25 protein-coding genes are annotated in these 21,358 nt (G+C 65.2%); 15 read left to right on the top strand and 10 right to left on the bottom strand.

What is annotated here, in order from left to right; translation table 11 throughout:
- Positions 1-60: 60 nt before the first annotated feature.
- Entirely contained in the window at positions 61-1,626 is a 1,566-nt protein-coding gene (locus L867_RS0101190) for a trimethylamine methyltransferase family protein (protein WP_028735183.1), read from the bottom strand.
- Between the two features lie 266 nt (positions 1,627-1,892).
- On the opposite strand from L867_RS0101190, the gene L867_RS0101185 reads away from it, so the two are divergent.
- Positions 1,893-2,594 carry a corrinoid protein gene (locus L867_RS0101185; protein WP_028735182.1) on the top strand — a complete coding sequence of 234 codons (702 nt, stop codon included), beginning with the start codon at positions 1,893-1,895 and terminating at the stop codon, positions 2,592-2,594.
- 27 nt (positions 2,595-2,621) lie between these two features.
- Here the strand turns inward: L867_RS0101185 and L867_RS27250 are convergent, their stop codons facing one another.
- Complete coding sequence (locus tag L867_RS27250) at positions 2,622-2,762, bottom strand: hypothetical protein (protein WP_156951548.1); 141 nt, start codon at positions 2,760-2,762, stop codon at positions 2,622-2,624.
- An 83-nt stretch (positions 2,763-2,845) separates the two neighbouring features.
- On the bottom strand, positions 2,846-2,968 hold the full coding sequence (locus L867_RS0101175; protein WP_232363877.1) for an entericidin domain-containing protein: 123 nt from the start codon (positions 2,966-2,968) through the stop codon (positions 2,846-2,848).
- Between the two features lie 91 nt (positions 2,969-3,059).
- Between L867_RS0101175 and L867_RS0101170 the strand changes: the two genes are divergently transcribed.
- Positions 3,060-3,662: a DUF1638 domain-containing protein gene (locus L867_RS0101170; RefSeq protein WP_028735180.1), complete on the top strand. Its 603-nt coding sequence runs from the start codon at positions 3,060-3,062 to the stop codon at positions 3,660-3,662.
- Between the two features lie 37 nt (positions 3,663-3,699).
- Here the strand turns inward: L867_RS0101170 and L867_RS27245 are convergent, their stop codons facing one another.
- On the bottom strand, positions 3,700-3,858 hold the full coding sequence (locus L867_RS27245; protein WP_104368096.1) for an entericidin domain-containing protein: 159 nt from the start codon (positions 3,856-3,858) through the stop codon (positions 3,700-3,702).
- Positions 3,859-4,122: 264 nt separating this feature from the next.
- On the opposite strand from L867_RS27245, the gene L867_RS0101160 reads away from it, so the two are divergent.
- From L867_RS0101160 to L867_RS0101125, 8 genes are all read left to right on the top strand, one after another.
- Positions 4,123-4,770, top strand: coding sequence for an exopolysaccharide biosynthesis protein (locus tag L867_RS0101160; protein ID WP_028735179.1), 648 nt, complete (start codon positions 4,123-4,125; stop codon positions 4,768-4,770).
- A gap of 18 nt (positions 4,771-4,788) precedes the next feature.
- Positions 4,789-5,580 (top strand): formyl transferase, encoded by a 792-nt coding sequence (locus L867_RS0101155; RefSeq protein ID WP_051438810.1) that lies wholly within the window; start codon positions 4,789-4,791, stop codon positions 5,578-5,580.
- A gap of 98 nt (positions 5,581-5,678) precedes the next feature.
- Entirely contained in the window at positions 5,679-5,981 is a 303-nt protein-coding gene (locus L867_RS0101150) for a virulence factor (RefSeq protein ID WP_028735177.1), read from the top strand.
- Positions 5,974-6,558, top strand: a complete 585-nt coding sequence (locus tag L867_RS0101145) for a methylenetetrahydrofolate reductase C-terminal domain-containing protein (protein WP_028735176.1) — start codon at positions 5,974-5,976, stop codon at positions 6,556-6,558. The genes L867_RS0101150 and L867_RS0101145 overlap by 8 nt, the downstream gene beginning before the upstream one ends.
- The gene (locus tag L867_RS0101140; protein WP_028735175.1) at positions 6,555-7,658 is read left to right on the top strand and encodes a methylenetetrahydrofolate reductase; all 1,104 of its coding nucleotides are present in this window, start codon (positions 6,555-6,557) and stop codon (positions 7,656-7,658) included. Before L867_RS0101145 ends, L867_RS0101140 begins: the two co-directional genes overlap by 4 nt.
- A gap of 90 nt (positions 7,659-7,748) precedes the next feature.
- A complete protein-coding gene (locus L867_RS0101135; RefSeq protein ID WP_028735174.1) occupies positions 7,749-8,711 on the top strand; it encodes a methyltetrahydrofolate cobalamin methyltransferase in 963 nt (320 codons plus the stop codon).
- A 41-nt stretch (positions 8,712-8,752) separates the two neighbouring features.
- A complete protein-coding gene (locus L867_RS0101130; protein WP_028735173.1) occupies positions 8,753-9,061 on the top strand; it encodes a hypothetical protein in 309 nt (102 codons plus the stop codon).
- Positions 9,058-11,097 (top strand): ASKHA domain-containing protein, encoded by a 2,040-nt coding sequence (locus tag L867_RS0101125; protein WP_028735172.1) that lies wholly within the window; start codon positions 9,058-9,060, stop codon positions 11,095-11,097. Before L867_RS0101130 ends, L867_RS0101125 begins: the two co-directional genes overlap by 4 nt.
- Before the next feature lie 16 nt (positions 11,098-11,113).
- Here the strand turns inward: L867_RS0101125 and pdxR are convergent, their stop codons facing one another.
- On the bottom strand, positions 11,114-12,520 hold the full coding sequence (pdxR, locus tag L867_RS24285) for a MocR-like pyridoxine biosynthesis transcription factor PdxR (RefSeq protein WP_037172285.1): 1,407 nt from the start codon (positions 12,518-12,520) through the stop codon (positions 11,114-11,116).
- Positions 12,521-12,587: 67 nt separating this feature from the next.
- Between pdxR and L867_RS0101115 the strand changes: the two genes are divergently transcribed.
- Positions 12,588-13,316 carry a pyridoxamine 5'-phosphate oxidase family protein gene (locus L867_RS0101115; protein WP_028735171.1) on the top strand — a complete coding sequence of 243 codons (729 nt, stop codon included), beginning with the start codon at positions 12,588-12,590 and terminating at the stop codon, positions 13,314-13,316.
- Positions 13,317-13,359: 43 nt separating this feature from the next.
- Here L867_RS0101115 and L867_RS0101110 read toward each other — a convergent pair whose 3' ends face one another.
- Entirely contained in the window at positions 13,360-14,256 is an 897-nt protein-coding gene (locus tag L867_RS0101110; RefSeq protein ID WP_028735170.1) for a LysR family transcriptional regulator, read from the bottom strand.
- A gap of 109 nt (positions 14,257-14,365) precedes the next feature.
- Between L867_RS0101110 and L867_RS24280 the strand changes: the two genes are divergently transcribed.
- The 3 genes from L867_RS24280 to L867_RS0101095 all read left to right on the top strand — a co-directional run bounded on the left by L867_RS24280 (position 14,366) and on the right by L867_RS0101095 (position 16,175).
- Positions 14,366-14,572, top strand: coding sequence for a hypothetical protein (locus L867_RS24280; protein ID WP_037172283.1), 207 nt, complete (start codon positions 14,366-14,368; stop codon positions 14,570-14,572).
- 74 nt (positions 14,573-14,646) lie between these two features.
- A complete protein-coding gene (locus tag L867_RS24275; protein ID WP_037172281.1) occupies positions 14,647-14,859 on the top strand; it encodes a hypothetical protein in 213 nt (70 codons plus the stop codon).
- A 296-nt stretch (positions 14,860-15,155) separates the two neighbouring features.
- Entirely contained in the window at positions 15,156-16,175 is a 1,020-nt protein-coding gene (locus L867_RS0101095; RefSeq protein ID WP_028735169.1) for a GlxA family transcriptional regulator, read from the top strand.
- Between the two features lie 19 nt (positions 16,176-16,194).
- Here the strand turns inward: L867_RS0101095 and L867_RS0101090 are convergent, their stop codons facing one another.
- From L867_RS0101090 to L867_RS0101080, 3 genes are all read right to left on the bottom strand, one after another.
- Positions 16,195-17,016 (bottom strand): sulfite exporter TauE/SafE family protein, encoded by an 822-nt coding sequence (locus L867_RS0101090; protein ID WP_028735168.1) that lies wholly within the window; start codon positions 17,014-17,016, stop codon positions 16,195-16,197.
- 304 nt (positions 17,017-17,320) lie between these two features.
- The gene (locus L867_RS0101085) at positions 17,321-17,992 is read right to left on the bottom strand and encodes a hypothetical protein (protein ID WP_028735167.1); all 672 of its coding nucleotides are present in this window, start codon (positions 17,990-17,992) and stop codon (positions 17,321-17,323) included.
- A 96-nt stretch (positions 17,993-18,088) separates the two neighbouring features.
- Positions 18,089-18,670: an NAD(P)H-dependent oxidoreductase gene (locus tag L867_RS0101080; RefSeq protein ID WP_028735166.1), complete on the bottom strand. Its 582-nt coding sequence runs from the start codon at positions 18,668-18,670 to the stop codon at positions 18,089-18,091.
- Positions 18,671-18,791: 121 nt separating this feature from the next.
- Between L867_RS0101080 and L867_RS0101075 the strand changes: the two genes are divergently transcribed.
- The gene (locus tag L867_RS0101075) at positions 18,792-19,301 is read left to right on the top strand and encodes a hypothetical protein (RefSeq protein WP_028735165.1); all 510 of its coding nucleotides are present in this window, start codon (positions 18,792-18,794) and stop codon (positions 19,299-19,301) included.
- 69 nt (positions 19,302-19,370) lie between these two features.
- Here the strand turns inward: L867_RS0101075 and L867_RS0101070 are convergent, their stop codons facing one another.
- Entirely contained in the window at positions 19,371-21,188 is a 1,818-nt protein-coding gene (locus L867_RS0101070; RefSeq protein ID WP_028735164.1) for a methyl-accepting chemotaxis protein, read from the bottom strand.
- Positions 21,189-21,358: the final 170 nt, after the last annotated feature.

Here is a 21,358-nt window from a genome sequence, read left to right as displayed (position 1 = left end):
CTGGATCATGTCCGCGACCTTCGCCGCTCCGCCTTGCTCCCTGGCGGTGTCGGGATTGATTCAGCTGAAGGCGTCGGGCATCGAATCCTTGCGGCCGGCGATGTAGGCGGTCAGCGCCTCGTCGATGGCCGGGTCGAGCGGCGGGGCCTCGTAGCTGTCGAGCCACGAACGGCAGAGCGCATTGGCGCGATCCTCGACGCGCTTCCTGCCCTCGATTTCCCACTGTTCGAAGGAATTGTTGTCGGCCAGCGCCGAGCGGTAGAATGCGGTCTGGAAATTGGCCTGGGTATGGGCGCAGCCGAGATAGTGCGCGCCGGGACCGACTTCACGGATCGCGTCCATCGCCTGGCCATCTTCCGACAGATCGACGCCCATCGCCATCTTCTGCATCATGCCGAGCTGGTCCTGGTCGATCATGAACTTCTCGTAGCAGGCCGACAGGCCGCCCTCGAGCCAGCCGGCGGCATGCAGCACGAAATTGGTGCCGGCGAGCAGCGTCATGTTGAGCGTGTTGGCGCTTTCATGCGCGGCCTGGGCGTCCGGGACCTTGGAGGCACAGAGCGAGCCGCCGGTGCGGAACGGCAGGCCGAGGCGACGCGCCAGCTGGGCGGCGCCGTAGGACACCAGCGCCGGCTCCGGCGTGCCGAAGGTCGGGGCGCCCGACTGCATCGAGATCGAGGCGGCAAAAGTGCCGAACAGCACCGGCGCGCCGGGACGCACCAGCTGGGTGAAGGCCGCACCCGCCAGCACTTCGGCGAGGATCTGGCTGAGCGTGCCGGCCACCGTGACCGGGCTCATGGCACCCGACAGGATGAAGGGCGAGAGCACACAGGCCTGGTTGTGGCGGGCATAGACCTTGGCGGCGCCCAGCATGGTCTCGTCGAACACCATCGGCGAATTGGCGTTGATGAGGTTCAGCATGACGCAATTGTTCTCGACGAACTCGTCACCGAAGACCAGCTTGGCCATGGCGACCGAGTCCTCGGCGCGCTCCGGGGCCGTGACCGAGCCCATGAACGGCTTGTCGGAATATTTGATGTGGCTGTAGACCATGTCGAGGTGACGCTTGTTCACCGGGATGTCGACCGGCTCGCACACCGTACCGCCGGACGAATGGATCGACGGCGCCATATAGGCGAGCTTGACGAAATTGCGGAAGTCCTCGAGCGTCGCATAGCGGCGGTTGCCGTCGAGGTCGCGCACGAAGGGCGAACCGTAGACCGGCGCGAACACGGTGGCCTTGCCGCCGATCTGCACGCTGCGCGCCGGATTGCGGGCATGCCAGGTGAATTCGGAAGGCGCGGTCTTCAGCAGCTCACGGCACAGGCCCTTGGGGAAATGCACCCGCTCGCCCTTCACCTCGGCGCCGGCGGCGCGCCACATGTCGAGCGCTTCGGCGTCGTCGCGAAACTCGATGCCGATCTCCTCGAGAATGATGTCGGCATTGCGCTCGATGATCTGAAGGCCTTCCTCGTCGAGCACTTCATAGACGGGGATCTTGCGCTGGATATAGGGCATCGACGGCCCGGCACCGCCACCGGTGCGCGATGCGCGCCTGGCGGCTGCGCCGCGACCTTCGCTTCGGGTGCGGCGGCCCGCGCCGGTCTCTGCTGTGATCTCGTCCATCTTGGGCTTCCTCGTTGTCGCGCTTCGCGCTGCTTCCTTTTCAATATGCTATTCGAATTCGCGTGGGAAACATTCCTTAATGCGCCAACCACTTGCGCCAGACAGACATTGGCCGCGACAGAGCCCGGATTCGCCCCCGTCGCTTTTCACGGCTGCGACGTCGCTTTCGAAAAGAGATTTTAGCGAACTTGAGGTTTAACTGCCAATGAGGCAGTCTTTTAGCCGACTGCGATCTGAATCGCTAAACACCAATCGGGATGCGCCCCATGTCAGACGACGAAATCATTCTCGAAGATCTGTCCGACGAAGAGCTTGTGCAGCAGATGCACGACGACCTCTACGACGGCATGAAAGAGGAAATCGAGCAGGGAACGCGCATCCTGCTCGATCGCGGCTGGACACCCTATGATGTGCTGACCCAGGCCCTGGTCGAGGGCATGCGCATCGTCGGCATCGATTTCCGCGATGGCATCCTGTTCGTTCCGGAAGTTCTCCTGTCCGCCAATGCGATGAAGGCCGGCATGACCATCTTGCGGCCGCTTCTCGCCGCCACCGGCGCCCCGAAGCAGGGCAAGATGGTGATCGGCACCGTCAAGGGCGACATTCACGACATCGGCAAGAACCTGGTCGGCATGATGATGGAAGGGGCCGGCTTCGACGTCATCGACCTCGGCATCAACAATCCGGTCGAAAACTATCTCGAAGCGATCGAGCGGGAAAAGCCGGACATTCTCGGCATGTCGGCGCTTCTGACCACGACCATGCCCTATATGAAGGTCGTCATCGACACGCTCAAGGAAAAGGGCATGCGCGACGACTATATCGTGCTCGTCGGCGGCGCGCCGCTCAACGAGGAATTCGGCAAGGCGGTTGGCGCCGATGCCTATTGTCGCGATGCGGCCGTCGCCGTCGAAACGGCGAAGGAATTCATCGCCCGCAAGCACAACAGCCTGGCGGCCCAGGCCTGAGGCCTGACACGACAAAGCCGACCGCGGTCAGCGGTCGGCCATCATGAATTCGGCCGGGGCGCCGCTTGTCCTGGGATGGCGTTCCTCCCACAGCATATAGCCGCCGGCGGATACGATGATGGTCAGGATGTAGGCGGCGCTGAACTTGGCCACGGTGTCGAGCGTCATGATCCGATCTCCTCGCTGTCTGGATCATTTGGGCGACCGGCCGTGCCTATGCCCGCCACCCGGTTTGACCTGCCGATGGATTGTCAGTTCGCGGCGTTGCCGACGTCCTGCCCGGCCTGCTGCGTCGCATTGACGGTGTTGGCGGTATCCTTGCCCATGCCGCGAATGGTATTCCCGCACGAAGCGAGGCCGAAAGCGGATGCCATGAGGACGGCGACCAGGGTGAGTTTCCGGGTGTTCATGATAGGGAGCTCCATGTTGGGTGGGCATCTTCGAAAAAATGTCGAGAATACGACCATGAAACGCGCGAACGCCGAAAAGGTTCAGATCATCGCCTGCGGCGCGATCGCGCGCGAAATCCTGGCGATCCGCGACGCCAACGGCCTCGATCATATCGACCTCGAATGCCTGCCGGCGATCTGGCACGTCTATCCGGAGAAGATCGCGCCGGCGCTACGCGAAAAGATCGCCGCGGCGAAGGCCGCCGGCTACGGACGCATCTTCATCGGCTATGCCGAATGCGGCACCCAGGGCCAGATCGACAAGATCTGTGCCGAGGAAGGCATCGAGCGCATCGTCGGACCGCACTGCTACGCCTTCTTCTCCGGCACGGAGAAGTTCCTGGCCGAATGCGAGCACGAATTCACCGCCTTCTACCTGACGGATCTTATCACCCGCCAGTTCGAGGCCTTCGTCATCGAGCCGCTGAAACTCGACAAGCATCCGGAGCTTCGCGACATGGTGTTCGGCAATTACACCAAGATCGTCTATCTGGCGCAGACGGACGATCCCGCCCTGCAGGCGAAGGCGAAATGGGCGGCCGACTATCTCGGCCTGGACTATGAATACCGCTTTACCGGCTATGGCGACCTGGACCCGGCGCTGCGCGCCCTGGGCTAGGACCGGACGGACGGGCCAACCGGACCCGCCTTACGGCTCACTTCACCGAATTGGCGACGCTGCGGCCGGCATCCTGGGTGGCATCCACCGCATTGCCCATGTCCCGGCCAAGGCCCCGGATCGTGTTGCCGCAAGCGGTCAGCGCAAGGAGCGCCAGGCCGAGTGCCACGGCCGTCGAAATGCGTTTTGCAGACATATCGTCCCCCGAAAATTTCAGTGCGTATCTCGCGTCCATGGCACCGGCTTTGGCCAAAAACATGGCAACGGAAAAAAGCGGGCGCCGATTGCACGGATATGCAAAGCTGGCCTTGCGGAGCATCCCGTGGGAGGTGCGGCGATAGATCGCTTTTAACTCAACTTTCAGCATGCCTCTCTAAATAAGTTGCGCCTTAATGCCTCGGCAATCCACCTATAGGAGTATGGGACCAGGTCGAAGCAACAACGAAAAGGCTGGAAAAGCATGACCGACGGGGTGGGAACTTTAGCTTATGATTTCACGGCCGCGCAGGAGAAGGCGACGCCGGAGCCTCTCTCGGCGGTTCTCGTCCGCCTGTCGCGCCACGACAAGCCGACGATCACCATTCGCGACATCGCGATTGCCCTCCAGGACCGTTCGTTCGGCGCCTTCCTCCTCGTCTTCGCGCTGCCCAATCTGGTCCCCATGCCTCCGGGCGCCACGCTGTTTCTCGGACTGCCGCTGATGTTCATCGCCTGGCAGATGTTCGCCTCGGCCGAGGGCCGCATCTACCTTCCCCGCCGGATCGGCGACTATGGGGTGACCACCGCGACCTTCGAGCTCGTCGTCAATCGCCTCTCTCCCTGGCTGAGACGGGCGGAGACCTGCGTCAAGCCGCGCTTCTGGTTCCTCGATAGCCGCCTGTCCGAACGCCTGATCGGCTTCTTCGCCCTGGTGCTCGCGGTCGTCGTTTTCCTGCCGATCCCGCTCGGCAACTGGCTGCCGGCGCTGGCGCTCGCCATCATCGGCTTTGCCCACTCCCAATGCGACGGCTTCGGCGTGCTGATCGGCACCGCGGTCGGCGCGGTTTCCCTGCTCGTCGCGTCCTTCGTCGTCTACACGGCCGGCGCCGTGCTGTTCCTGGTCGTCTGATCGAGGGGGCCGATGGGAATGAGTGCGCAGCAGCCCGACCACCCCCAATCCCCGACCGTCATGGTGATGACGGCTGGCGGCGCCAACCCGGCGCTCGTCATCAACGCGCTCGCCAAACGCTTCCCCAATCTTCGCGTCGTCGTCGAACAGCCGGAACCGAAATGGACGATCACCCAGCGCCGGGCCGCCCGGCTCGGCTGGATCCAGGCGCTCGGCCAACTGGCCACCATGATCGCCGCACGGCTGCTGCGACCTCTCGCCAGGCGGCGGATCGCGTCCATTCTCGCCTCGGCCGGCGTATCGCCCGTCATCCCGCCACACGTTCCGGTCCATCAGGTCGCCTCGATCAACGACGACGAGACCCGCGCACTGGTCACGCAGTTCAAACCCTCCGCCATCCTGCTCGTCAGCACCCGGCTGATGAGTTCTGCGGCCCTCGCCGCCATGCCCTGCCCGGTCATCAACCTGCATGCCGGCATCAACCCGCAATATCGCGGCCAGATGGGCGGCTACTGGTCGCTGGTCGAGGAGGATGCCGGCAATTTCGGCGCCACCCTGCATCTGGTCGATCAGGGCACGGATACGGGAGGCACGCTGTACGAGGTGCGCACCCTGCCCGACCGGGGCGACTTCATCGCCACCTACCCGCTGCTGCTGACGGTCGCGGCGATCGACATCACCCTCCAGTCGGTTCAGGATGCCGTCGACGGCCGTCTTGCGCCCTATGAGCCGGAGGGTCCGTCGACGCTGCGCTTTCCGCCGCCGATCTGGACCTGGCTTGCCAACGGAATCCGGCGGCGAATCTGGTAAATCTTGGCCACGTCGCTTTTTGCTCTGTGCGACGTCGTCGCAAGCGCAGTCCGTCGCTTTCGGCCTGTGCATTGTGACGGAAAAGGGAGAGTGAGGACATGGCCGACCGGATCATCGTCTACTGGCGCGACATTCCCGCCCAGGTGATCGTCAAGCAGGGCAGGAAGACCGCCAAGCGCGAGCTGTCGCTGCGCTTCACCGAGGCGATCGACATGGCCGCCATGCGCACCGGCGCCGCCGAAACCGACGACTATCTCGCCGAATGGCGCAAGGGCGATCCGCTGCCGGTCGGCGACGACCTGGAGGCCGAAGCCGACAAGGCCGCCGCCGAACTCGAAGCGGCCTATGACAAGGCCCGCCTGGTTTCCCTCGTTCATGCCGGAGGCCGCGACAATGGTTGACGGAAAGCCCGCACCCGGCAATGCCGCCCCCGCCAAGAAGGCTGCGACCGGCGCCTATACGCCCGGCAGCGTCTCGCCCAACCGCCGCGCCCGGCGTTCCTACACGATCCGGCTGTGGTCGGTTCGCCACTCGCGTTTCCTCGAATGGTTCTACGGCCGTTTCGCCAATGCCTTCCTTCTGCTTCACCCACTGTGGAACAAGCTCGGCTATGCCCGGGTCGAGCGGCCGGTGACCTTCGTCGAGCGCAACGTCAAGGGCCTGCTGTTCGACTGTCGCATGTGCGGCCAGTGCGTGCTGTCCTCGACCGGCATGTCCTGCCCGATGAACTGTCCGAAACAGCTGCGCAACGGCCCCTGCGGCGGCGTTCGCGCCAACGGCAATTGCGAGGTCGAGCCGGACATGCCCTGCGTCTGGGTGCAGGCCTGGGCCGGCTCGCGCAACATGGCCAATGGCGACGCGATCCTCAAGGTGCAGAAGCCGGTGAACCAGTCGCTGCGCGAAACCTCGTCCTGGCTGCGCGTCACGGCAGAGGCCGCCGCGCCCAGCGAAACGTCCACTTCGGAGCGGAAATCATGAGCCCAGACATCAATCCGCACGATCCCGGAGCCCCCCTCGATCCCCTGCCCGGCCATTCCTCGCGCGGCCGGCTGGAACGGGTGCTCAGGCGCGGCGAATTCGCCGTCACCGCCGAGCTCAACCCGCCGGACAGCGCCGACCCGCAGGACGTCTACGAGCGCGCCTCGGTGTTCGACGGCTGGGTCGACGGCATCAATGCCGTGGATGCCTCCGGCGCCAACTGCCATATGTCTTCCGTCGGCATTTGCGCCCTTCTGACTCGCATGGGCTATGCACCGATCATGCAGATCGCCTGCCGCGACAAGAACCGCATCGCCATCCAGGGCGACGTTCTCGGCGCGTCCGCCATGGGCGTGCAGAACATCATGTGCCTGACCGGCGACGGCGTGCAGGCCGGCGACCAGCCGGGCGCCAAGCCGGTCTTCGACCTCGACTGTATGTCGCTCCTGGAAACCGTGCGCACCATGCGCGACGAATCGAAATTCCTCTCGGGCCGCAAGCTTTCGACCCCGCCGCACGTCTTCCTCGGCGCAGCCATCAATCCGTTCGCCCCGCCTTACGACTTTCGCCCCTACCGGCTCGCCAAGAAGATCGAGGCCGGCGCGCAGTTCGTCCAAAGCCAGTACTGCTTCGACGTGCCGATGTTCCGCGAATACATGAAGAAGGTGCGCGATCTCGGCCTGCACGAAAAGTGCTTCATCCTGGTCGGCGTCGGACCGCTGGCCTCGGCGAAGACCGCCAAGTGGATCCGCTCCAACGTGCCGGGCATCCATATCCCCGACTCGGTCATCAAGCGCCTTGAAGGGGCGCAGGACCAGAAGAAGGAAGGCAAGCAGCTCTGCATCGACATCATCAACGAGGTGAAGGAGATCGAGGGCATTTCCGGCATGCATGTCATGGCCTACCGGCAGGAGGAATATGTCGCCGAGATCGTCCATGAATCGGGCGTGCTGAAAGGTCGCAAGCCGTGGACGCGCGAGGCCAACCCGACCGACGCCATGGTCGCCGATCGGCTCGAATCCATCCGCGGGGACAGGGTCGAGGACCAGCAGCAGCTCGCCGGTCTCGCCGCCCAGCACCTGCCGAAGAACCCCCATTGAAGTGAGCCGGACGGAGCGCCCTCCGCTGCCCTTGTAACCCTCATGCCGGCACGTTAGACCTCGTCGACGCGCCCTGACCGGAGAACCAGAATGACCCGTACCATCGTCGCATCCGCCACACGCGAAATCATCATCGGCTTTGACCAACCCTTCTGCGTCATCGGCGAACGCATCAATCCGACCGGCCGCAAGAAGCTCGCCGCCGAGATGATCGAGGGCAATTTCGACACCGTCATCAAGGACGCGCTGGAACAGGTCGCCGCCGGCGCCACCATGCTCGACGTCAATGCCGGCGTCACCTCGGTGAACCCGAACGAGACCGAGCCGGGCCTGCTGGTCAAGACCATGGAGATCGTCCAGGGCCTGGTCGACGTGCCGCTGTCGATCGACTCATCCGTGACGGCCGCCATCGAGGCCGCGCTGAAGGTCGCCAAGGGCCGTCCGCTGGTCAATTCGGTGACCGGCGAGGAGGAAAAGCTCGAAGCCATCCTGCCGCTCTGCAAGAAGTACGACGTGCCGGTCGTCGCCATCTCCAACGACGAGACCGGCATTTCCATGGACCCGGATGTGCGCTTCGCCGTCGCCAAGAAGATCGTCGAACGCGCCATGGACTACGGTATCAAGCCCTGCGACATCGTCGTCGACCCGCTGGTCATGCCGATCGGCGCGCTCGGCGATGCCGGCCGCCAGGTTTTTGCCCTGCTCTATCGCCTGCGCAACGAACTGAAGGTCAACACCACCTGCGGCCTCTCCAACATCTCGTTCGGCCTGCCGCATCGCCACGGCATCAATGCCGGCTTCATCCCCATGGTGATCGGCGCCGGCATGACGTCCGCCATCATGAACCCCTGCCGCCCGCAGGAAATGGAAGCCGTGCGCGCCGCCAACGTTTTGAACGGCACGGACCCCAATTGCGGCAACTGGATCATGACCTATCGCGACCACAAGCCGGCAGAACCCGGCGCCGCCCCCTCCACCACCGCCCCCGGCGCCTCCTCCGGCCGCCGCGGCGGCCGTGCTGCGAGAGCCGGTGCGGGTGCTGCGACGGAGTGAAGGAACCGACAGCGACGCGGTCGCGTCGAGGAGTAGACGTATTGAAAACATACAAGACCGAACTTCTCGTCGCGGCCCCGCTGGCGCTTCTTCTGTACTTCGTCGTCCTTCCCGAAAAGGGCGAGTTCCTGCGTTTCGGCGAATTGCTCCAGGCCTATGTGGTGCCCGTCCTCCTGGTGACGGGCGGCGTGGCGGTGGCGCATATGGTCTACGCTCGGCAGGCGGGTTTCAGCGCTGCCAAAGTTGAGCGACTGGCAAACCTGTGGTTCTGGATTAGCGCCGTTCTCTTCGCCGCAATCCTTGCGATTGCAGTCCTTTACGTGAAACTTTCCGCAGTGCCCGCACCATGACCGAATCGCGCCAGACAGATCCCCTCGTCCTCTTCATGCCGTCCGGCAAGCGCGGCCGGTTCCCGGTCGGCACGCCGGTTCTCGATGCCGCCCGCCAGCTCGGCGTCTATGTCGAGAGCGTGTGCGGGGGGCGTGCCACCTGCGGGCGGTGCCAGATCGAGGTGCAGGAGGGCAATTTCGCCAAGCACGGCATCGTCTCGTCCAACGACCACATCTCGCCGCCCGGGCCGAAGGAAAAGCGCTATGCCGAGGTGCGCACCCTGCCCGAAGGTAGGCGGCTTTCCTGCTCCGCGACGATCGAGGGCGATCTCGTCGTCGACGTGCCGCAGGATGCCGTGGTCAATGCCCAGGTGGTGCGCAAGGCCGCCAGCGACCGCGTGATCGAGCGCAATCCCGCCGTCCATCTCTGCTATGTCGAGGTCGATGAGCCCGACATGCACAAGCCGCTCGGCGATCTCGATCGCATGAAGGTCATGCTGGAGAAGGACTGGGGCTATACCGATCTCCAGGTCGAACCCCATCTTCTGCCGCAGGTGCAGAAGATCCTGCGCAAGGGCAACTGGACGGTGACCGCCGCCATCCACCGCGACAGCGAAACCCAGCGTGCGACCATCATTGCGCTCTGGCCCGGCCTGCACAACGAGGCCTATGGCCTGGCCTGCGACATCGGCTCGACGACGATCGCCATGCATCTCGTTTCGCTCTTGTCCGGCCGCGTGGTGGCCTCGTCGGGCACGTCCAACCCGCAGATCCGCTTCGGCGAGGATCTGATGAGCCGCGTTTCCTACGTCATGATGAACCCGGACGGCCGGGAAGCCATGACCAAGGCCGTGCGCCAGGCGGTCTCCGAACTCGTCGACCAGGTCTGCACGTCGGGCGGCGTCGCCCGCACCGACATCCTCGATTCGGTGTTCGTCGCCAATCCGATCATGCACCACCTGTTCCTCGGCATCGACCCGACCGAGCTTGGCCAGGCGCCCTTCGCGCTTGCCGTCTCCGGCGCAATCTCGTGCCCCGCGAGCGACATCGAGCTTGTCCTCAATCCCGGCGCCCGCACCTATCTCCTGCCCTGCATCGCCGGCCATGTCGGCGCGGATGCGGCCGGCGCGACGCTCGCCGAAGGGCCACACCGCCAGGACCGCATGATGCTGCTGGTCGATGTCGGTACCAATGCCGAGATCGTGCTGGGTAACCGGACACGCACCGTCGCCGCCTCATCACCGACGGGTCCTGCCTTCGAGGGCGCGGAAATCTCCTGCGGCCAGCGCGCTGCCCCCGGCGCCATCGAACGCGTGCGCATCGATCCGGCGACACTGGAACCCCGCTTCAAGGTGATCGGCGTCGAGCAGTGGTCGGACGAGCCCGGCTTTGCCGAGGCTGCGGCAAGCACCGGTATCACCGGCATTTGCGGCTCGGCGATCATCGAGGTCGTCGCCGAGATGTATCTCTCCGGCGTCATATCCGCCGACGGCGTGGTCGACGGCGCGATGGCGGCGAAAAGCCCGCGCATCCTGGCGACCGGCCGCACCTTCTCCTACCTGCTGCATGACGGCGCCCAGACGATCACCGTCACGCAGAACGACGTGCGCGCCATCCAGCTCGCCAAGGCAGCCCTTTATGCCGGCATCAAGCTGCTAATGGAAAAGCTCGAGGTCGAAACCGTCGACACGATCCGGTTTGCCGGCGCCTTCGGTTCCTTCATCGACCCCAAATACGCCATGGTGCTCGGGCTCATCCCCGATTGCGAGTTTTCCGAGGTCAAGGCGGTCGGCAATGCGGCCGGCACCGGCGCCCTGATGGCGCTTTTGAACCGCGGCCACCGTCGCGAGATCGAGGACACCGTCACCCGCATCGAGAAGATCGAGACGGCGCTGGAGCCGCATTTCCAGCAGCTCTTCATCGACGCCATGGCACTGCCGAACAAGGTCGACCCCTTCCCCAGGCTCGCCGCGGCGGTGACGCTGCCGGAACGCAAGATCCTGTCGGACGGCGATGGCGAAGGCGGCGGTCGCAGGCGGCGGAGAAACCGGGAGTAGCCAGCCGCGCTCCCGGTCAGAACCGGAGCGACGCCGCCCAGCGGCGCGCCGTCTCGCCCAGCACGTCGGCGGGGAAACCGGAAAAGCCGATCACCAGTCCCTGGCGCGGCGCGGCATCGACATACATCGGCGAAAGCGCCCGCACGGCAAAGCCGTGCCGCGCGGCCGCCGTGCTGATGTCGAGGTCGCGCACGCCGTCCGGCAGGCCGGCCACCAGATGCAGGCCCTGCTCGGGTCTGGTCACCTCCAGCCCCGAACCGTCGAGCGCCGCGACCAGGCTGTCGCGCGCCTGCCTGACCCGCCGCCGCGCCCGTTTCACATGGGCGGCGAAATGGCCTTCGCGGAGGAATTCGGCCAGCGCCCCTTCGGCCAGCGTCGAGGGAAAACGGTCGGTGCGGGCGCGCACGTCAAGCAAGGCCGCGCACAGCGCCGGAGGCAGGACGAGGTAGCCGATCCGCAAGCCCGGCATCAGCACCTTGGAAAAGGTGCCGACATAGATCACCCGGCCCTGCGCATCGATCCCCTGCATCGACGAGAGCGGCGGGCCGGCAAAGCGATACTCGCTGTCATAGTCGTCCTCGATGATGAAGGCGTCATTGCGCACCGCCCAGTCGATCAGCGCCAGGCGCCGGCGCATGGAGAGCGTCACGCCGAGCGGAAACTGGTGCGAGGGCGAGACATAGACGGCGCGGGCATGCGGCGCGCGGGCCATGCCCTCCTCCGGATCGATCCCCTCCGCGTCGACCGGCACGCCGGTAATGCGCATGCCGGCGGCGGCAAGGGCGACCCGCGCCATCGGATAGCAGGGGTCCTCGACCCAGACCGGATCGCCGGGTTTGAGCACCGTGCGGATGACGAGGTCCAGCGCCTGCTGCGTGCCCGAGGTCAGCACCACCTGCTCGGCGGTGCAGTTCACCCCGCGCGCGGCTCTGAGGTAGGCGGCGACTTCCTCGCGCAGTTCCAGCGAGCCGGCCGGTTCGGCATAGTGAAAATGACGGGGCGACGGCTGCATCAAATGGCGGTTCAGCAGCGTGCGAAAGACCTGGATGGTGCGCGCGTCTGCAGCCGAGCAGCCGAGCGCGCCCGGAAGCGGACCGGTTTCCTCCCGCGAATTGCGCAGCACCGGCGGCTGCGGCGCGGCGCGCGTCGGCACGGCGGCCGCCACATAGGTTCCCGCCCCCACCCGCGCCTCGGCAAAACCGTCCGCCACCAGCATCTCGTAGGCGGCGACGGCCGCACCGCGCGACAGACCGAAGCGTGTGGCGAGATCGCGCGTGGTCGGCAGTTTGGCCCCCGGCGGCAGCGTTCCGCCCTCGATCAGCCGACGCAGCTCGCGATAGAGCGCCAGCCGTCGCGGTCCCGCCTTCGGCAGCACCGGCACCGAGGCCGACCAATCGGGTGAATTGGTCCGACTTTTCTTCATGACATTGGACCTTATGGAAACCAATTGAACGGCGTAGCTCTGCCTCAAGCCAGCCAAGGAGGCAAGCATGACGATCCAGACCTCAGAAAAATCCTTCCCCGCCACGCCGCGCAACCGCATCAAGCGCCTGCACGAACGCGGCACTTATGACCGCGACGCGGTCTATGCCGTGCTCGACAGCGCCTTTCTCTGTCATGTCGCCTATGTGATCGACGGCCAGCCCTTCTGTACGCCGACGATCCACTGGCGCGAGGGCGACTGGCTCTACTGGCACGGCTCCTCGGCGAGCCGCATGCTGCGCCAGCTGGAAAAGGGCACGCCGGTCTGCCTGACCGTATCCCATCTCGACGGCCTGGTGCTCGCCCGCTCGGGTTTCCACCATTCCGCCAACTACCGCTCCGCCATGTGCTTCGGCACGGCCGGCATCATCGACGAGCCGGAGGAGAAAGCGCGCGCGCTCAAGGCCATTGTCGACCGCTTCTATCCGGGCCGCAGCGCAGAAATGCGTGCCGACAGTCCCCAGGAACTGAAGGCGACGAAGGTGATCGGCATGCAGATCGAGGATGCCTCGGTAAAACACCGCGCCGCCGGCGTCGGCGACGACGAGGAGGATTATGGCCTGCCGGTCTGGGCCGGCGTCATTCCGGTCGAGACGGTGGTCGGCAAGGCCGAGATCAGCCCGCATGTGCCGGCCGGCGTGGCGATGCCGGAGCACCTCGCGCCCTACCGGTCGGGCCGCCGGCTCGACGAGGTTCTGCGCGAAGCTCAGGCGTTGTACGAGAACGGGGCCGAATAACGCGGTAGCGGGGAAAGGCGCGCCGATCCCCGCAGCCGATTGATCAGGCGGCGATGCCGATCATTTCCGAGAAGGCGAAGCGCACGCTGTCCGCCACCGCGCGGATGGTTTCGCTGGTCTCCGGCCCGGTCAGCAGGCGCACTTCGAACGAACCGAGATCCGGCAGGCCCTGCTTCGAGCCGAGCGCCGTCATGTCGTCGGTCAGGTAGCTGCGCGGCAGCGGCGCGACGGCGAGGTCGGCAATGACCGCGGCGCGCTGCGCCATGGTGTGGGCGGACAGATAGGCGATGCGATAGGGCCGCTTGTCACGGTCGAGGCGCGACAGTGCGTCGGCCCGCCAGCAGCAGCCGTCCTCCCAGATCGACACCGGCAACGGATCGCGCAGATGGGCGGTGCCGCACTTGGCGCCGGCCCAGACGAGCTGCTCTGTATGAATCACCTCGCCGTCATGGCTCACCATGCCCGGCGCGCAATTAACCAGGGTGAGGTCGAGGCGCTGCTCCTGCAGGCGGCGGCGCAATTGTCCGGACGTGTCGACCGTCAGGTCGACCATGATCGCCGGATAGACTTCGGCGAAGCGGCGCAGGATGGTCGGCATGAAACGCTCGCCGATGTCGTCCGGCGCGCCGAGACGCACCACGCCCTTCATCTCCGGCATGCGGAACCGCCCGACCGCCTCGTTGGATAGCGCCAGCATGCGCCGAGCATAGGGCAGAAGCGTCTCGCCGCTCTCGGTCAGTGTGACCGAACGCGCGTCGCGCAGGAACAGCGTTGCGCTCAACTGCTCTTCCAGCTTCTTGATCTGCATGGAAACCGCCGACGGCGTACGGAACACCCGGTCGGCCGCCGATGTGAAGCTGCCGGTCTCGGCGATGGCAACGAAGGTGCGCAGGATGTCGTTGTCGAGCAGCGGCAGCGGTTGGCGGATCATCAGGGTCATCGGTGCGCATCCTTCAATAAAACTGATCTTAAGAACGATATCATCGCGTTTGATTGAATGTCAATCAGCGCGCATGATGCAACCATCAAGAGAACGGAAGGAGGCGACAATGCTGATTGCAACCATGCTCCACATGATGCGCCGCTGGCAGGACAGCCTGCCGCTGAACCCGGCGGCACGCGAAAATCTCAAGGCGCGGCGCGAACTGGCCGCCCTGCCGCCCGAACTGCAGCGCGATATCGGCTGGCCACCGGAGGAATACCCGGCTCTGCCGTCGCGCCAAACACATAACAAGAATAGATCACTGTCATCATAAACATTCGTTTGAATGATGAATGATACAGGCGCAAAACGCAAAGGCCCCCAAGGCAACCGAAAAGGAAGATGACGATGACCCTCGTTGCATTTGATAGCCGGATCACCCTGCAGAGCCGCCGCTTGCCGACGGTCGCGCACCCCCTCGCAATTCTCATGACCGCCGGCCGTGCCGTGTGGCAGTGGCAGGAACGCCGGGCCAATGCCCGGGCGCTGGAGGCCCTGCCCTTCGACCTGCGCAAGGATCTCGGCTGGCCGGCCAACGACCGGCCGGCGCGCCCCCTTTGACGGCATTTGCGACACGGCCCGCCCCGCCGAGTCGCAATCGGGCCGAGCCGGGTTTCCCCAATCTCCCGGCTCGCGCCCGAAATTCCGTCGGTCTTTCAAATTGATGCCCCAAGTGCCCGAAATGCGCCGCGACAAACCGGGTCGCAATGAGAAAAGTGCGTGTGCATGTCGCATTTTTGCCCCCGACGCGCTATTCTGCCGTGTTCCTAGAGACATGCGTCGCATTCGGAACATCTCCATGACGCCTGCCACGCAAGGAATAGCGGAAAAACGCGGGAACACTGGGCATCACACACATGAACAAGGCGCCAACCAAGAAACGTTCGCTGGTCTTCTTTCTCGTCCCCCATTTCACGCTCCTGCCCTTTGCAGGCGCGATCGAGACGTTGCGTATCGCAAATCGCATGCTGGGCTATTCGGCCTATGAATGGCGCCTCGCCTCAACCGACGGGCAGAAGGTCCATTCCTCGAGCGGCATCGGCATGGAGGTCAACTCCTCACTTGCCGACGAACGCCGCTTTCTCTCCGGCGAAAACCGGCCGAGCATGGTGATCGTCTGTTCCGGCGTCTATGTCGAGGAGTTCCACAACAAGTCGGTCAATGCCTGGCTGCGCGAGGCCTATAACCGGGGTGCCGCCGTCGGCAGCCTCTGTACCGGCGCCCATGTGCTGGCGCAGGCCGGCTTGCTGAACGGCAAGCGCTGCGCCATCCACTGGGAAAACCTGCCGGGCTTCTCCGAAGCCTTCCCGCAGGCGGAGGTCTATGCCGACCTCTACGAGGTCGACAGCAATCTCTACACCTGCGCCGGCGGCACCGCCTCGCTCGACATGATGCTCAACCTGATCGGCCAGGATTTTGGCGAGGGCCTGGTCAACCGGGTCTGCGAGCAGCACCTGACCGACCGGGTGCGCAGCCCGACCGACCGGCAGCGCCTGCCGCTCCGGGCCCGCCTCGGCGTGCAGAACTCCAAGGTGCTGTCGATCATCGAACTGATGGAGAGCAATCTCGCCGAGCCGCTGACGCTGCTGGAGATCGCCGACGATGCAGACCTGTCGCGGCGCCAGATCGAACGCCTGTTCCGCCAGGAAATGGGCCGCTCGCCGGCCCGCTACTATCTGGAGATCCGTCTCGACCGCGCCCGCCACCTGCTGGTCCAGTCGTCCATGCCGGTGGTCGAGGTGGCGGTCGCCTGCGGCTTCGTGTCGGCCTCGCACTTCTCCAAGTGTTATCGCGAACTCTACAACCGCTCGCCCCAGCAGGAGCGTGCCGAACGCAAGCTGACCATGTCGGCGAGCCGCACCGGCGTCGTCGCCTGAAGAACGCCGTGCCGGCCGCTCAGCCGTAGAGGCTGTAGAAGAAGCGCGCCGAGACGAAGACCAGGAAGAGCGAGAAGCCGACCTCGAGCTGGCGCTTGCTCATCGCATGCGCCAGTCTGGCACCGTGCGGCGTCACCACCATGGCGATCGGGATGATCAGGGCGACGGCGATCCAGTTGACGAAGCCCGTCGAGGCGGGCGGCAGGCCCTTGTCGCCCCAGCCCGCCCAGATATAGCCGAACAGGCCCGGGATCGAGATCAACACGCCGACGCCGGCCGAGGTCGCCACCGCCTGGTGGATCGGTCGGCCGTAGAGCGTCATGAAGGTGTTGTTGAGCACGCCGCCGCCGATCCCCATCAGGCCCGAGATCAGCCCGAAGACCGTGCCGACCGCGAAGCGGGCGGGCTCGCCCGGCAGCTCCGTGCCGAGGTGCAGGCGGCCGCTGAGGAAAGCCATGCGGGCGGCGAGCAGAAGCCCGGTCACGGCGAAGATCAGCCGCAGCATTTCGCTCGACGCATGGGAGGCGACCACGGCGGCGAGCACCGCGCCGAGCGGCACCGCGATGATCCATCCTTTCAGCAGGTCCATGTCCACCGCTCCGCGCGCCCTGTGGGCGGCAAACGAGCGGATCGACGTCGGCACGATGATTGCCGTCGACGTGCCCACCGCCAGATGCATGATGACGGCCGGATCGACGCCGGCCACGCCGAACACCTGATAGAACACCGGAACCAGCACCGCGCCGCCGCCGATGCCGAAGACGCCGGCCAGAAGGCCGGCGACACCGCCGGCAACCACCAGAAGGCCGGCAAACATCAGCAGTTCCGATAGGGGCGGCATCACATCAGGTCCTTTCCCGGCACGATCCCGCAAGGTCGCCGCGCCTGTCATCAATCCGTGATGCTTCTAGCCTAACGTCGACTTCAGGCAAGGTCCGGTGACCGCAAAGCGGTACGCCCTACAGACGATCCAGGCTTGGACGGCACCAAAGCCCTGCCCCTTTTGACGATGTGATTTCAGACAGCGCTTTTCACTCATCCCTTTGCGACCGGCGGCAATGCCCCCGCCCCATTGCCAGACGGTCAAAAGCCGGCGTTCGCGCCGGCTTTTATTATGGCGACCAGCCCGGGATGCGCTGTCGCCGTTAGAGCGAGGGTTCGGCCATCTGGGCCGGCGGCGCAAGCAGGGGCGTCGGATTGTCGGTGCCGATGCCGTCGACCACCGGCTGGCTGGTCTGACCCTCGGCGATCGCCATCGGTCCCTGCGGTACCATGATCTGGGCGGCCACGGGTGTTGCCGGCGCCTGGGGCGCGGTCTCGCCGACGCCGAGCAGGTTTTCGCCGCCGACGCCGAGTTCGGCATCGATATTCACCCCTTCCGCCGGAATGTCATAGGCGGCGGCCTGCGGCATGGGTTGCTGCAGAGCCTGTTCACGCAAGGACGGCTGCTCGTCGTTCGCGGGCATCGGCTCGTCCGGCGCGGTCACCGCCAGGCTGCCCCGGGGATCGTTGACGCCGAGCGGATCCTCGTCCGCCTGTCTGTTCACCCCGGCAAGGTTCGGCGTGTCGAGATAGTCGATCGCCTCGGAGGCTCCGTTGGAGCTGACGGGTTCCGGCGCATAGGCGACGGGCCCGCCGACGGGACCGAGCAGTTCCCTGTCGGCTACGCGTCCCTCGGGCCGCGCGCCGGACGAGAGCGCCGGTGGCGCTGCACCGACCTCGGCCGGCGGCGCCATGCCGTCGCCGATACAGGACACAAGGCTCGCGGCCGGCAGGATGACCAGCGCGGAACGTTGCAGGAAAGTCGAGGACGCCATACTGAAACCCACTCTGCCGCAGCCGGAAGCCGGAATTCTGCCAGATGAAGGCTAGCACCAGGCCGTTAAGCCTTGGTTAGGGCCGCGCCCGGCCCGTTACGCGCCGGCGGCGCCGAGCGCCTGCATGCGCCCGAGCCATTTCTCCCGCCCGCGTTCGTCCGTACCGGCGGCATTGCCGACCAGGCTTGCCCGGATCGGCTTGAAGCCGACGAAACCGAAGATGCCGACCTTCATCGCCTTGAGGCTGTGCGCACCGTAGACCAGCCGGTAGAACCAGGCCGGCATGCCCATGGTGATGACGATCCGCAGCGACCGGCCCTTGAGCAGCGCTCCCTTGAACGGTCCAAGCTCGCTGGCATAGGCCAAGCCGGGCCTGAACGCCTGCTCGAAGAAGGCCTTGACCAGCGCCGGCATCCCGCCGAGCCACAATGGAAAGACCAGCACGAGATGGTCGGCTGCCTTGATCTCGGCCTGTGCCGCAGCGATGGCGGCCGGGACCGGACCGCCCTCCTGCTCCTTTTGCGAATGAAGCAGCGGAAACTCGATCGCGGACAGCTCCAGCCGCACGACCGAATGGCCGGCCTTGGCAGCACCGGCGGCATAGGCGTCGGCGAGCGCATGGCAGAGATGCGGTTCGCTTACGTCCGGATGGCCCTGGATGATCAGGATGCGGCTCATGGCGGTCTCCCGTGTTGATCCGGCCCCTCAGAAACAAGGAGCGCTTTCTTCCCTTGTCTAGCATGGCCGCCCGGACCTAGATTGGATCGAAATCAACCGCTCTTGCAACCGGGAACCCGAAATGCGCCTGACCTCCCGCCTCGCAGCAGGCCTGCTGCCGCTCCTCACCCTCACCTCCGCCCCGCCCGCACTCGCCGCCGATTGCGACGCCTGGAAGGCCGAAGTCTGGGAGGTCGAGGGCGGCAAGGCGCTGACCGCCCATATCTGCGCGCCGGCGACCGGCGACGACCGCGAACCCATGCTCTACCTGCAATGCGGCGAGGAAGGCGCGTTTGCGCTGCGCTTCGACGACGGCGGCCGGGGCGATCCGCCGGACGGCAATCCGGAATGGAGCGGCCGCGTGGTCTTCTCCGACGACAAGACGAAACTGGACGTGACGATGACGTACGAGGCGATGGACGGCGTGCTCTACGCGCCCGCCGCCTTTTCCGGTCCGCTGACCACCCTGCTCAGCGGCGGCAGCGAAATCACGCTGACCCCGGACGAGAAGGCTTTCAAGGCGCGGCGTTTCACGCTGAAGGGCTCGTCAGCCGCGCTCGGCCGGCTCGGTTCCACCTGCGGCGCTCGCTGACCACACGACCGAACAAACGAAAGCGCCGGCGGGAGGACCCCGCCGGCGCTTTTCCGTTCATGGCATTGTTCAGGCGGCGCGGCGCCGGCTCGACTGCACCGAGGCGCTCGGATCGAGCCTGAGGCGCGACAGCAGTTCGCGCAGGTGGCGGCTCTCTTCCGCCAGCGTCTGGCCGGCGGCCGAGGTTTCCTCGACCATGGCGGCGTTCTGCTGGGTCATCTGGTCCATGTGGTTGACCGAGGTGTTGATCTCCTGCAGGCCGGTCGCCTGTTCGCGCGAAGCGGTGGCGATGCTGTTGACGTGATCGTTGACCTGGTTGACCAGCTTCTCGATCTCCACCAGGGCTTCGCCCGTCGAGCGCACCAGCGCCACCCCGTTGCCGACTTCGGCAGCCGAGTCGCTGATCAGCGTCTTGATCTCCTTGGCCGCATTGGCCGAGCGCTGGGCGAGTTCGCGCACTTCCTGGGCGACGACGGCAAAGCCGCGGCCCGCCTCACCGGCACGCGCCGCCTCGACCCCGGCATTAAGCGCCAGCAGGTTGGTCTGGAAGGCGATCTCGTCGATCACCGAGATGATCTGGTTGATGCGGCTCGAAGAGCTCTCGATGCGGCCCATGGCGTCGACCGCGTTGCGGACGATCTCGCCGGAGCGGTTGGCGCTCTTCTTGGTTTCGGCCACCATGTCGCGGGCTTCATTGGCGCGGTCCGAGGCGGTGCGCACCGCGACGGTGATTTCATCGAGCGCGGCGGCGGTCTCCTCGAGGGCTGCGGCCTGCTGCTCGGTGCGGCGTGACAGGTTGTTGGTCGCCTCGCTGATGTCGCCGGCGCTGTCGCTCACCACATTGCTGGTCTGGTTGATCGAGCCCATGACGCTGCTGAGCGCGGTCACGGCGGCGTTGAAGTCACGACGCAGCTTGTCATACTCGGCGCCGATCTCGCCGACATTGACCGTCAGATCGCCCTGAGCCAGCAGCTCCAGCGCATCGCCGATCTGATGGATGGCATAGTTCTGCCGCTCGGACGACGTGCGCAGGACCGTCTCGTTGTTGTGCCGCTCCGCATCGAGCCGCTGCTGCTGTTCGGCTTCCCGGCCGCGCATGGTGATGCGGTCGCGCACCGAGTCGCGCAGGACGATCAACGCGTCGGCCATGCCACCGATCTCGTCCCGGCGACCGGCATCGACGATCTCGGTATCGACCTTTTCCTCGGCGATCCGGCCCATGGCATTCTTCAGGCGGCCGACCGGACCAACGACGCTGCGAACCACGGCATAGGCGCAGGCGATAATGATGATGACGCTGGCGGCGATGATGGCGCCGAACCACATGGCGGCGCTGTAAAACATGACTGCAAGGTCATCGGCATAGACGCCAGTGCCGACGATCCAGCCCCAGGGCTCGAAGCCGACGACGTGGGAGAACTTCAGCACGGGAGCTTCGAAGCCCGGCTTCGGCCAGTAGTAGTCAACGAAGCCTTCCTTGCTCGCCTTAACGGTCTTTACGAATTCCAGGAAGATATGCTTGCCATTGGGATCCTTCAGGTCGGACAGATCCTTGCCGTTCAATTCCGGCTTGATCGGATGCATGATCATATGGGCCACCATGTCGTTGACCCAGAGATAACCGTCCTTGCCGTAGCGCATGGCGCCGATGACCTCGAGAGATTTGGCCTGCGCCTCTTCCCGCGTCAGCGCTCCGTCCTGCTCCATCTTGTGATACCTGGAGAAGACCGCGAGCGCCGTCTGGTCGATCGAAGCGAGGCCGGCGCGACGTTCATTCGACAGGGAGTTGTAGGAATAGAACAGGCTGAAGGTCAGCGTCGCTACCAGCACGCAAAGCGCCAATACCACCAACAGATACAGCCTCGTCGAGATGCTAAAGTTCTTCACGGTTGTGACTCCCCTCACTTTTCATTGGAAATGATCCCATACGAAACTTACGAAATCGATAAACGACGATACCCTAAATTTGGTGGGGGTGCTTAAGCTCCACGTCGGACAGCGGCATGTTGCCCGCGGCCCAACGATTTCATAACGTCAACGGACCAGCCGAACGATTC

The organism is Paenirhizobium selenitireducens ATCC BAA-1503 (assembly GCF_000518785.1).
Taxonomy (GTDB): domain Bacteria; phylum Pseudomonadota; class Alphaproteobacteria; order Rhizobiales; family Rhizobiaceae; genus Allorhizobium; species Allorhizobium selenitireducens.
The sequence above is the reverse complement of the archived record's forward strand: the minus strand, read 5'-3'. Positions and strand labels throughout refer to the sequence as shown.